Origin of the sequence: Pseudoalteromonas xiamenensis (assembly GCF_030994125.1) — a bacterium.
Lineage (GTDB): Bacteria > Pseudomonadota > Gammaproteobacteria > Enterobacterales > Alteromonadaceae > Pseudoalteromonas > Pseudoalteromonas xiamenensis_B.
Genome location: NZ_CP099917.1, coordinates 257,396 through 270,309, shown reverse-complemented (window position 1 = coordinate 270,309; position 12,914 = coordinate 257,396). Strand labels below are relative to the sequence as shown.

The 12,914-nt window shown below is 39.0% G+C and carries 11 protein-coding genes; all 11 read left to right on the top strand.

The window, feature by feature from the left end; translation table 11 throughout:
• Positions 1-16 precede the first annotated feature (16 nt).
• The 11 genes from NI389_RS01185 to NI389_RS01135 all read left to right on the top strand — a co-directional run bounded on the left by NI389_RS01185 (position 17) and on the right by NI389_RS01135 (position 12,901).
• Positions 17-1,711: an NAD-dependent malic enzyme gene (locus NI389_RS01185; protein ID WP_308361216.1), complete on the top strand. Its 1,695-nt coding sequence runs from the start codon at positions 17-19 to the stop codon at positions 1,709-1,711.
• A gap of 99 nt (positions 1,712-1,810) precedes the next feature.
• Complete coding sequence (locus tag NI389_RS01180; protein WP_308361215.1) at positions 1,811-2,512, top strand: SIMPL domain-containing protein; 702 nt, start codon at positions 1,811-1,813, stop codon at positions 2,510-2,512.
• 63 nt (positions 2,513-2,575) lie between these two features.
• Positions 2,576-3,238 (top strand): sulfotransferase, encoded by a 663-nt coding sequence (locus tag NI389_RS01175; RefSeq protein WP_308361214.1) that lies wholly within the window; start codon positions 2,576-2,578, stop codon positions 3,236-3,238.
• Complete coding sequence (locus tag NI389_RS01170; protein WP_308361213.1) at positions 3,231-3,803, top strand: tRNA-(ms[2]io[6]A)-hydroxylase; 573 nt, start codon at positions 3,231-3,233, stop codon at positions 3,801-3,803. The genes NI389_RS01175 and NI389_RS01170 overlap by 8 nt, the downstream gene beginning before the upstream one ends.
• Before the next feature lie 495 nt (positions 3,804-4,298).
• Positions 4,299-4,967, top strand: a complete 669-nt coding sequence (locus tag NI389_RS01165) for a hypothetical protein (protein ID WP_308361212.1) — start codon at positions 4,299-4,301, stop codon at positions 4,965-4,967.
• A gap of 498 nt (positions 4,968-5,465) precedes the next feature.
• On the top strand, positions 5,466-5,846 hold the full coding sequence (locus NI389_RS01160; RefSeq protein WP_308361211.1) for a response regulator: 381 nt from the start codon (positions 5,466-5,468) through the stop codon (positions 5,844-5,846).
• On the top strand, positions 5,846-6,739 hold the full coding sequence (locus NI389_RS01155; protein ID WP_308361210.1) for an AAA family ATPase: 894 nt from the start codon (positions 5,846-5,848) through the stop codon (positions 6,737-6,739). Before NI389_RS01160 ends, NI389_RS01155 begins: the two co-directional genes overlap by 1 nt.
• A 2-nt stretch (positions 6,740-6,741) precedes the next feature.
• A complete protein-coding gene (locus NI389_RS01150; RefSeq protein ID WP_308361209.1) occupies positions 6,742-7,659 on the top strand; it encodes a DUF58 domain-containing protein in 918 nt (305 codons plus the stop codon).
• A complete protein-coding gene (locus NI389_RS01145; RefSeq protein ID WP_308361208.1) occupies positions 7,649-9,715 on the top strand; it encodes a transglutaminase family protein in 2,067 nt (688 codons plus the stop codon). Before NI389_RS01150 ends, NI389_RS01145 begins: the two co-directional genes overlap by 11 nt.
• Positions 9,603-10,892, top strand: a complete 1,290-nt coding sequence (locus tag NI389_RS01140) for a Na+/H+ antiporter family protein (RefSeq protein ID WP_308362598.1) — start codon at positions 9,603-9,605, stop codon at positions 10,890-10,892. The genes NI389_RS01145 and NI389_RS01140 overlap by 113 nt, the downstream gene beginning before the upstream one ends.
• A gap of 92 nt (positions 10,893-10,984) precedes the next feature.
• A complete protein-coding gene (locus NI389_RS01135; protein ID WP_308361207.1) occupies positions 10,985-12,901 on the top strand; it encodes a GGDEF/EAL domain-containing response regulator in 1,917 nt (638 codons plus the stop codon).
• Positions 12,902-12,914 lie beyond the last annotated feature (13 nt).

The following is a 12,914-nucleotide window of genomic DNA, read 5'->3' as shown; positions in this document are numbered from 1 at the left end:
CGTCAAAGCTTATAATATGTCAAAGAAAACTGAGCAAAATTTCTTATATATCCCTTATTCAGGACCAAATTTATTGGAAACGCCGCTTCTTAACAAAGGCAGTGCGTTTACTCAAAGAGAACGTGAAACGTTCAACCTAGCGGGACTCTTGCCTCCTCGCTATGAAACCATTGAAGAACAAGTAGAACGTTGTTACCAACAGTACCGTAGTTTCGAAGACAATTTGAATAAACATATTTATCTTCGTGCCATTCAAGATAACAACGAAACTTTGTACTACCGCCTTGTTCGTGATCATCTTGAAGAGATGATGCCTATCATTTACACGCCTACCGTTGGTGATGCATGTGAAAGCTTCTCGGATATATATCGCAGTTCGCGAGGTCTATTTATTTCGTACGAAGACCGTCATCACATCGATGATATCCTAAGAAACGCGACCAAGAATAAGGTAAAGGTCATTGTTGTCACTGATGGCGAACGTATTCTGGGCCTTGGCGACCAAGGTATCGGTGGTATGGGGATCCCAATTGGTAAGCTGTCACTTTATACCGCGTGCGGTGGCATAAGCCCAGCCTACACGCTGCCTGTTATGTTAGATGTTGGTACAAACAACGAAAAATTACTAAACGATCCTATGTATATGGGCGCGCGTCATAAACGTATTAGCCAAGAAGAATACGATGAATTTTTAGATATATTCATAAAGGCCGTTAAACGTCGTTGGCCGACGGTACTTCTTCAGTTTGAAGATTTTGCACAACCAAATGCGATGCCATTGCTAAAACGTTACCGCGATGAAATTTGTTGTTTTAATGATGACATTCAGGGTACGGCTGCGGTTACCGTCGGTTCATTGTTGGCTGCTTGTCGTGTGAAAGGTGCAAAATTATCTGAGCAAAAAGTAGTCTTTGTAGGCGCAGGGTCTGCTGGTTGTGGTATCGCGGAGCAAATTATCGCGCAAATGGTTTCAGAAGGTGTTTCTGACGAGCAAGCGCGTAGCCAAATTTACATGGTTGATCGATTCGGTTTATTAACCGAAGGCATGGAGGACCTACGAGACTTCCAAGCGGCGTTAGTACAGAAGAAAAACGTAATTGGCGAGTGGAGCTATAGCGGCGAATTTGCATCCTTACTTGACGTAATGCACTGCGCGAAACCGGATATTTTGATTGGAGTTTCTGGTCAACCAGGCTTGTTCACTGAGCAAGTTATCCGTGCTATGGCGAATGGTTGTGAACAACCCATTATATTCCCATTAAGTAACCCATCCCGTCAGGTTGAAGCACACCCTAAAGACGTTGTTGTATGGACGGATGGTAAAGCAATCGTAGCAACGGGTAGCCCATTTGGCGCTGTTGAGTGGAATGGCAAAACGCACACGATCCCGCAATGTAATAACAGCTACATTTTCCCTGGGATTGGCTTAGGTGTTATCGCAGCAAAAGCCTCAAAAGTAACGGAAAGTATGTTGATGGTCGCAAGTGAAACACTAGCCGCTTCCTCTCCGCTAGCCAATAAAGGGTCGGGAAGTTTGCTTCCACCACTCACTGAGGTTGAATCACTTAGCCGTGAAATAGCGTTTGCGGTTGCTAAAAAAGCAATGGAAGAAGGCGTAGCGCTAGAAATGGAAGACGATGCAATTCATCACGCGATAAAGAAAAACTACTGGTTACCAGAGTACCGAAACTACAAACGTCGTAGTCTGTAACTAAAATATAAGAGCCAGCAAAATGCTGGCTTTTTTATTCAGAAGCAATTCAGGACAAACTAGTAACATGTCGTTGTGATACCAATATAAGGATTTATCATGAAAAAATTAATGTTGGCATTTGCTGCTTTAATAACGCTTAACGCGAATGCAAATTCACTTCCTGATGCCCCTCATCTTTATGTTCAAGGCAATGCAAAAATTCAGGTTAAACCTGATAGAGCAAACATTGTTATTGGTATTGATGATACGCAGGCAAACACCGCTGATGCGAAGAAAAACGTTGATGCGATTGCTGCAAAAGTGATTGAAATCGCAAAACGTTATCAGATTGCAGAAAAGGACATTCAAGCAGAGCAACTAAATGTCTATCGACAAACTGAATATGATCGAGAGCAAAACAAACAACGTTTCGTGGGTTTTCGAGTATTTCGAAACATTCGCATGACGTTAACGCTTGTTGATAAATACCCTGAGCTTCTTCAAGATTTAGTCGATGCGGGTGTTACTGAATTTAGAGACACTCAGTTCTCTGTCGCCGATCACAATTCAATTTTGAAAACGGTTCAAAAGGCTGCGATTAAAGACGCCAAAATGGCTGCAAAAGAACTCGCCAAGGATTTCGACGTTAGGATTGGGAAATTGTATTCTGTTTCATTTTCACCTATGGATGCACCAACAATGCCTTATATGCGTGCTGAGAAAATGATGGTACAAGCAGATTCTGGCTCGGGGGCTGGCTATAATACTGGCTTTATTACAGTCGATGCACAAGTTTATGCTGTATATTTAATTGACTAAAACTGATATTATTTTCACGTTACTTGCTAATTACAAAGCGTCTTAAAAGGCGCTTTTTTATTGATGAATTCAAAAAAAACACTCATCGTCGGACTACCACGAACTGGTACAACGAGCCTTTGTGCCGCAACTTTGCAATTAGGGTATACAACGGCCCATACGGCTTACACTCGAGACACCTTTCTTGAAGCCGAGGTACTCGCCGACACACCTATTTTTTGTGATTACCAGAAGCTTTCGATGTATTTTGAAAATACACAATTGATTCTGTTGCAACGAGAACAGACAGGGTGGGCTATTTCTGTGTCAAAATTGCTAAACCGCATGGCTAAAAATCTCATGTCCCAATCTGGTGGTTTTAACGACACGATAAAACGTGCTTATTTTCAAATATTTCCAGGATTAACTCTCGATCTAACAAATAACTTCGACTATCTAATCGAGTGTTATAAAAAGCATCAACACCAAGTTTTTGAATTCGCAAAGCGCAATTCAATACCGTTACTTTCGTTAAATGTACAAACCGATAGCATTAATACGTTAACCAATTTCTTGCCAAACAAAACAAGCGAACCGTTCAAAATATTTCCTCATTTGAATCAAAATGGAAAAGTAACCGCTTGGAAGGATGTAAATCACCCATTGAAAATAGAATCAACCCATTTAGGAAAAGCTGAAAAAGACAGCTTACTGTATCAATTTTTTAGTGAAGTCAAAGATGTTTGAATTAAAGTATAAAACGCCTAAAGAATGGGCGAAAAACGTAGTTGAAGATTTCGACACTTTCTTGCAAGACCATGCGGCCGCAGAAAAAAAAGCATCTGGAATGGCAATGGGCATGATTGGTCATTACCCTGATAAAACAAAATTGGTAAGAGCAATGACCGATTTAGCAATCGAAGAAATGATTCATTTTAAGCAAGTTTTAAAATTACTTGGAGAACGAGGGATCACTCTAGGAAAAGATAAGAAAGACGATTATGTTAAATTGATTAGAACTGTAATTCGTCAAGGTCGAGATGACTATTTATTGGATAGATTACTCGTTGCTGGTGTAATAGAAGCACGAGGCCATGAACGATTTTCGCTGGTTGCTGAAGCACTAGAAGAAAGCAAAGAAAAAGAATTTTACGTAGCGATTGCAAAATCTGAAGAGAAACACAAAAACCTGTTTGTTGAGCTTGCCTGTGAATATTACGATGAAAAACGTGTTTATTCTCGCCTTGAAGAAATTCTAGAGTTTGAAGGCGATATTTGTAAAAACCTTCCTTGGACGGCCGCATTACACTAGCCAAACCTTCCGAGTGTAATCCTCACATTATTCAATGTTAACACCGATTTTGCACTAATGGTCCGTGGTGAAATCCACGGGCCCTCATATGAGAACACATCTAAACTCGAGCTGTTTTCCTGCGAACGAATAAAGAAGCGTAGGGGACAACTATGCGGTTGACCCAAAAATAATGTTTATTGAAACACGTAAAATGCTTCTTTACTGTCTTGGTTGCGATTTTCATTAGATAAAACTATTGGTTCCTGTACTGTAATACGGATAACTTACGGTTAAACCGAAGTTTTTATTACTTTTCTAACTAACTTTATAAGCGCGTTCTTTGTTTGTAGTACAGTAGTTAGTCGAACCAAACAAATCTAAGTTTGCAAATATGGTTCTGAGTCGCATTGATTATATACGTTCAGACGTCGCCAAAATAGAAAACGTATACACCGGCTGGGTTGGTTGTTGCGAATAATGTCTCCAGCATTATTATGGTGCCGATTGTAGGAGGTGGCAATTTGGGTGGTCGAAATTGACGACAGTAAATTAGTTGATATTTATCATGATTACAGTACGAAATTCGCAATATCGGAACAAAGTTTGGATAGGGCGTTTGAGTCAAAATTCGGTGTTCCTTTCAACGATGTAAACTATGACGGCTCGCACCAAATGATAATTGTAGCTGCTGCATTGGATGCAAGTTCAGAACGGATCATCAACTATTTAAATGACAAAGCTAAGATACCTGTTAATGCTGTGTTTTTTACAGTATTTGAGGATGGTACAAATCAGTATTTAAGCCGAGCTTGGATGATAGCACCTGAAGAAACCCAAGAGCGCGTTATTTCAAAATCAACAAAAGAGCCGTGGAACGGTGAGTTTTATGTTTCTTTTGGGCATGGTAAAGAGCGCCACTGGAATGATGCGCTGAAATATGGATTTGTTTCTGCGGGCCGAGGCCGTTGGTATTCAAATACATTAAACATGTTAGATATTGGTGATCGTGTATGGGTAAAAATTCCTAAAACGGGCTTTGTAGCTGTTGGAAAAGTCGCTGGTGAAATATCAAGAGCAGAAAACTACCAGTTTTCAAAGCACGATAATAAAACCTTGCTAGATTTAGAAACTGATGGCGACTATTCGAATTTCACTAATTTAGACGATGATGATGCAGAGTAGCTGATTCCTGTTGAATGGATTAAAGCAGTGCCGTTGGCTCAAGCATTTAATGAAACAGGATTGTTTGGAAACCAGAATTCAGTCTGCAAACCACAAACACCAAAGTGGTCACATACTGTTGAAAGAGTAAAAACGCATTTTGCTATATAATTAAAAAATAAGAGTGGATGAAAAAAATAAACAGTGTTTTCCATAAATACATCCACTCAGGCCAAAATTTAACTCGCTATAAATCATAAAGTAAAATCTAATCTCACAGAAGGCGACAATCTCAAAACAAATAATCTTTTACACAAGAAAACCCGACAAAGTGACGTGAAATACTACATTTAACATAATATATATTATAGGTGGTATTAGCAAAACCAAGCAACCTCCTTTACTATGTCCAATACTAGACGGTATCGGACATTAAGCATTGTTTCTCGTAGTTTTTTGTTGAGGTGTTTTTGATGTTAGCTTAGTATGTCTTCAGTTCAGTTTAGAAGTATCTTTCTTATGGAATTTTTAAAACCGCTCGAGCCAATTCTCATCATTGATGATGCTCCAGAAATCAGAGAGTTTCTTGGCGATATTTTATCAAATCTTGGTTATGAACAAATCTACGAATCAGAAGATTTCAACTCTGCAAAGCCACTCATTGCAGACAAACAACCAAACGTAATTTTCTTAGACATTGAATTGCCGGATACTGATGGCACCTCAATACTTGAATACATTAACTATAATTATCCAAACATCCATGTCGTGATGTGCTCAGGTCATAATAGTTTGGAAAATGTTCAAAACACTTGGGAGCTTGGTGCTAAAGGATTTATTGCAAAACCATTCAACGCCAAAAAAGTTGATACTGTTATGAAGCGCCTTGAACTAATTTAATGAATCATAAAATTGAGTCGATCCTTAATGTTTTAAGTGATGTTATTTTAGACAAACCGTTCGAGCTAAAAATCGCGTTGTGCTGTCTTCTTAGCAAAGGCCATTTGCTTATTGAAGATTTGCCAGGCATGGGAAAAACGACTTTAGCGCACGCGTTAGCTAAAACATTTAATTTGCAATATCAACGTATTCAATTTACAAACGACTTGCTGCCGATGGACATCACCGGTAGTTCGGTTTTTAATTCGACCAACCATACGTTTGACTTTCATCCTGGTCCTATTTTTACTCAACTGTTACTTGCAGACGAATTAAACCGTGCAAGCCCAAAAACTCAGAGTGCCTTACTTGAAGCCATGGAAGAAAATCAGGTCACCGTTGATAAAAAAAGTTATCCATTGGATACCCCATTTTTTGTTATCGCGACACAAAACCCAAGGGAGCAGTTTGGTACACATGATTTGCCAGAATCTCAATTAGACCGATTTTTTATGCGTTTAAGTTTAGGGTTTCCTTCACTTGATGCTGAAAAACAACTTATTTTAAATCCGTCACAAAGACGACAAGTTCATAAGGCAATCTCCAACGCAGGTGAATTAGTTGAAATTCAAATGCAAATAGAAAAAGTCAATGTTTCCCCTGTCGTTGTCGACTATATTTTGAAACTCGTTTCTAAATCACGCAACCACCCTACTTTACGTTCAGGACTCTCACCAAGAGCCAGTATTTCTCTCGTTAATGCTGCAAAATCTTGGGCATTTATGGAAAACCGTGAATTTGTTACGCCTGACGACGTTCGGCTTGTAGCACCATTTGTATGCGCACACAGATTGGGAATGAGTAAATCCGAGTTCTCAACGGCCGTATTGGATCAAGTAGCGATTGGCGTGTGATCGTGGCGAAGAAAAATCGTTTAGAATCGAGATTAATCCGTTGGCTGGGAAATAGATATCGAAAAGAACGTGTTGAATTTCGCCACCACAATATATACATCTTGCCAACAAATTTAGGTTGGTTATTTTTATTTTTTACAACGCTTGTGTTTATTCTTGGTGTCAATTACCAAAATAATTTACTGCTATTTTCAAGCTACTTTTTCTCATTATTTCAATTGCTTACTTTTTTCCAGACGTTTAAAAACATCAACTCTCTGCGTGCAGAAATTCTAAAATGTGAACCCAGTTATTCACCAAACTCGCCTCGTTTTCTCATTCGCTTTACCATTAAAAACAAAACAATAAATCAACTTAAATTAAAATATGATAATCAAGAAGTCATGATTTCTTCGTTGTTTGAAGAAACGTCGCTGTGGCTCGAGACTCAATGGCATTTACGTGGGCGCTATGAACTTCCGAGAATTACGTTAGAAACAAGTTTCCCCTTCGGACTCGTTCGTGCATGGTGTTATTGGCAACCTTCTGGCGATTTATACATTTACCCAAATAATCACCGCCGGATTGAGAATCAGATAGTAGAACGTATGGTCTCTGATGATAGAGATTATCAAGGCCCTCAGCCAATGAAACCTGGTGAAAATCCTAGTCGTATTTCATGGAAACATTTCGCTAAATCAGGTGAATTGTTTATCAAACAGTTTGCTCCAATAAGCGATTCAAATAGCACTGAAGCAATCTTGAATTATCAAGATTTGTTTGGAACAAAAGAAGAAAAATTAGCGCAATTAAGTACACTACTTTTTCCATATTACGAATCTAAATTACCGATTAAAGTCAATTTACCAAATTCAGGACTTATGCATTGCACTGACAACAAAACTTATCACCAAGTTTGGGAGAAGATGAGTGAGTATTGAGAATAACAAAAGCAAACGGCTCGTTGTTTGTGTGTTATTTATTCAAGTTGCGCTCTTAATGAGTGAATTAGGTAGCATGAATGCCCTACTCATTATCCTATTGCTAAGTTGGGTTACCTTGTCTAATAGACTAGTATCAAGCATTTTTATTAATCTGATTGCGTTGATAAGCATCGTCATTATTGTGCTTAGTTCAGGATTTGAAAAAACACTCACTTTATTCGTACTGTTGTTGCTAACTGCGACTGGTCTTAAGCTAAAACAGGCAAATACACCCGTGTTACTGCAGCACACAATCGTGCTTGCATTCTTTTCGACAACATTAACGTTTCTTTTTAGCCAAAGTCTATGGTTTACGGTGGTCGTTGTCTTTCAATGGTTATTGTTAATCGCAAGTCTAGCGCTCAGTATTAATGCGAATATTAATGTTATATCGACTATAAAAACGAGTGCCCGGAGCTTACTGTTGCTTTCGCCACTTGCGCTTCTTATGTTATTCCTATTTCCAAAACTGCCTTCATTTTGGAGCATGCCGAATCAATCTGTGGCAAAAACCGGACTAAGTGGCGAACTAGATCCTTTTAAAATTAGTGAACTGTCGAACAGCGATGAAGTTGTTTTTAGAGCTAAATGGGGTCAGGAAATTCCCAAAGATCCGCTTTACTGGCGAGCGATCGTTCATGATAGATTCGATGGTAGGGTTTGGCAACAATCTAGATGGCTAACCATACCAAGTCAACTAGTTGATAATTCGACTAATCCAATGGCCTATTCGATTATTGCTGAAACAAGTTCCTCTCAATGGTTATATGGTTTAAGTTGGAGTACGAGTTCACATTCATCTGTTCATTCAAACGGGTTCGGCACACTTTTTAAAGACAATTATGTTACGAATAAATTCGAATATGATGTGATTTCAAATCGTTTCCCAAAGTATCACCTTAGCGAAAGCCAAATTGCCTTTTATACACGCTTGCCAGTAAACAAAAATCCACAAGCTATCGAGCTTAGTCAGCAACTCTCCAAATTCGCAAAGTCAACCAACGACTATATCGATGCCTTGAAGCAATTTTTTCAATCTCAGGAATTCAAATACACCCTTACACCTCCATCTATTCATGTCGACAATGCGATAGATAGCTTTTTGGTAAATACAAAATTAGGCTTTTGTGGTCACTACGCATCGAGCACCGCCTTTCTACTCCGAGCAGCAGGGATCCCTAGCCGGATTGTTTCAGGGTATCTAGGTGGGAAGTTAAATCAGGAACAGCGATACACAACAGTTAGGCAGTTCGAGGCGCACGCTTGGGTTGAATATTACGATGGCACACAATGGCAAACGCTAGATCCAACTGGTTGGATTGCACCTGAGCGATTGCAGGGTTCATTACTTGAAGACAGCCAATTACGCGCTCAATTAGTTTCGAGCCGAGGTTTCGAATTCCTTGGATTAAGCCATCTAGATGCGTTCTATTGGCTTCGCGACCAATTCGATAGCCTCGACTACCAGTGGTCTCGTTGGGTTGTTGCCTTTGATAGAGAGAATCAATCGTCTTTTTTTAGCACTCTTCTTGGAAACAACTGGTATATAAAAACAGCCGCTATATTGATAGGTACTATTTTTGTGGCCTTTCTAGTTTACTTTACTATTGGTAGATTAAAGGCAAATTCACACAACCCCATACCAGTACGACTTTGTCTGTCACTGCTTCACGTCTCAAATCTTGAAGATCACAGCCCGATCAGTGCTTGTAATGTACTGAAACAAAGGTATCCTGAATACGCATCGGATTTAGACGCATTTTGTAAAGCGTTTATGGAATATCGTTACAATGGAAAGCTTTTTCCTGTTCGCCGAATAGACGATGCCAAGCGTCTTATAAGTAATATAAAAATAAAAGAAAAGAGAAAAAATGAACGCAGTAATAATTGGAGTCATTTTGATGCTCGGTCTATCGTTAGCCCGAGTAAACGTAATTGTCGCTATGACAGTCAGTGCATTAGTTGCAGGGCTAACGTCAGGTTTATCTTTGTCAGACACACTAAACGCATTTAATTCTGGGTTATCCGGTGGTGCTGAAATAGCCCTAAGCTATGCTATGTTAGGTGGCTTTGCGGTCGCTATCTCAAAGTCTGGGTTAACGAGAATACTTGCCAATAAATTGTTGGCAAAAGTAGATAAAGCAGATTCTGAATACACCCATCATCTCTCAATGGGCATTATGACGATTATACTCGCTTGTTCCATTTCATCTCAAAACCTTGTCCCAGTTCACATTGCGTTTATACCGATACTTATTCCACCACTGCTCTCAATTTTCACACAACTCAAAATTGATAGACGTGCAATTGCGTGTATTTTGACGTTTGGTTTAGCTACATCTTACATGGTTTTGCCTTATGGATTTGGCGGTATCTATCTATTCTCTATATTACATAAAAACCTTGTCGATAACGGCCTTGAAATTGCTCAAAATGCAGTGCCTTGGGCCATGGTTATTCCTGCACTTGGTATGGTAGTTGGACTAATAATCGCGGTGTTTTTCACCTACAGAAAGCCTCGACTGTACGAAATCAAGGAAGCAAATCAAGCTAAAACGGTTCTGGTTACAAATGAACGTAAGACGGTCATCATTGGTCTTCTTGCCATTATTGCTTCCCTAATTGCTCAGAATGTGAGTAATTCGATGATTTTAGGCGGTCTTGTTGGTGTTATGGTTTTCAGCCTATTTGGTTTAGTTAAATGGGAGGAGAGCTCAGACGTCTTCACTAAAGGTGTCGCGATGATGGCAATGATCGGTTTCATTATGATCTCAGCACAGGGGTTTGCCTCCGTCATGAAAGAAACGGGTGAAGTGGCGAGTCTAGTCCAAACATGTGCAGATATAGTGGGATCAAATAAGCCGTTAGCCGCTGCGTTAATTCTGCTGGTTGGATTACTTATCACGATGGGTATTGGCAGTTCTTTTTCCACGGTGCCAATTATCGCAACATTGTTTGTTCCACTTTGTCTGCAAATTGGTTTCTCTCCGATGGCCACCGTTGCACTCGTTGGTACAGCTGGTGCACTTGGTGATGCAGGAAGCCCGGCTTCCGACTCAACACTCGGTCCCACTTCAGGACTAAACGCAGATGGTCAACACGATCATATTAATGATTCCGTTATCCCTACTTTTATTCATTTCAATATTCCGCTTGTAATTTTCGGATGGATTGCAGCGCTAGTGCTATAGTTAAAGCGAGTAAACGGTACGCCTTTAGAGAATAGAATCATTTTCTTTCAGAGGTTTACCGTTTAATTAACTTCAACATAGACGAGATGCGCATGTCAAAGATATTGCTAGTAGACGATGATACCAATGTACTAAAGGCACTAACGCGAGCAATCTCCTCTTTTCACTATGAAATCATTTCTACCAACGATCCTTTCGAAGCCGAAAGCCTGTTATTAAAGCACCACCCTGAAGTATTAATTACCGACTTTAGAATGCCGGGGCTAAATGGGTTTGAACTTATTGAACGGCTAAAGAAATATTCAAATGACTTGGTTTGTATTGTCCTTAGTGGGCAAACAGACTTTGACGACCTAAAAAAACTCTTAAATTCAGACAATGTCGCTAGGTTTATCAGCAAGCCTTGGAGCAATGCGGAGTTAATTCACGAAATAAATCTCGCTTTTCAAAATAGTAAGAAATTAAAAATTAAGAAAGAATTTATCCAAAACGGCGATACCCCACTTGTCGAAGTGGATGAAGATGGCAATATTCTCGACTATAACTACTTCTTTAATAGACTCCTCGAAAAGAGCGACAATAAACAGAATCTGCGAGATTATTTCGACCTTACTTTGCAACCTAATACTATTTTAAGTGCTTCAACATTAACAAATTTGGTGGTGAGCAAGCTGACCAATAGCTCAATCTTTTGCATTGATGTGAAATTTACAACGGGGCGAACGTTTTTGCTTAGTTTTACGCCTGTAATCGCGAAAGGTTCAATTAAGCAAAACTTTTCATCGAGCAAAACTAAATTCATCAAAGACGTCAAACGCACCGATAAATCAATTATGATTTGTATAAAAATAAGGGATTTATTGGTTAAAAATGTCATCTGTAATAATCAGGTTTATTCTGAAACCTTAAAGAAAATTGTCGGCGTTCAACTATCTAAAGAGCTCAAAGAATTTCATATGCTTGAAATAAGTTATGACCAAGGCGTATTTTGGTTGTCGACCGTTGAAAATGAAATTGAAGTACATTCCTATCTAGATGAAATTATTTTAAAAATAAGAGAATATTTCGATTCAACCAATGTACAAGTTGATTTTGCAGTTTCCTATGTGGCTGTATCACTTGATTCCAATCTAGCTGAACTACTGAATAATCTCCTCCTTTTTAATCAATACGTATCCGATTCTAAGACAAAGTTCTATATGAAATACTCTGATGAGTATTTAGTTGAAAAACTAACAGAACATCGTGTCTCAGATGCCTTATTTAGCGCAATTGAAAATGATGAGCTGTATTTAAGATTCCAGCCCAAATTGAATTTGAGTGATCATACAATTTCATCTTGTGAAGTTTTGCTCCGCTGGGAAAGTAAAAAAACAGGGCCAAATTCACCTGACTATTTTATTCCTCTAGCAGAAAAGGATGGTCAAATTAATAAAATTGGGTATTGGGTTCTTGAAAAAGCCTGTCAGACGCTCAGAAACTGGCTAACTGAGGGCATTGAAATTAAAAAAGTGGCTATCAATATTTCGCCTATCCAACTAACAGACACATCATTTATTGATAATTTAATCGACATCGTGAGACGGTATGATTTAGATAATCGTTTCATCGAGTTAGAAATTACCGAAAACTATTTAATCGCAAATTTGGATGAAGCGTATCAATTGCTTAAGCGCTTAAAAAGTCTTGGGTTTACTATCTCTATTGACGATTTTGGCAAAGGTTATTCTTCTCTCGGCTACATTGCTAAATTACCGATTGATGTCATTAAACTCGATAAGTCATTGATAGATCAGATAGATACATCTAGCACAAGTTTGAATCTCGTCGCTAATATTATCAACCTTGTGCATGATTTAAATTTTAAGGTCGTTGCTGAAGGCGTTGAAAAGGCAGAGCAACTTGAATTACTCGAAAACATGGGGTGCGATGAGGTTCAAGGATACTTAATTGGCCGACCTGTGCTTTGTGATGAATTAACACACTATATTTTTACTTTACCTAGGTAAACAACGCTAAATT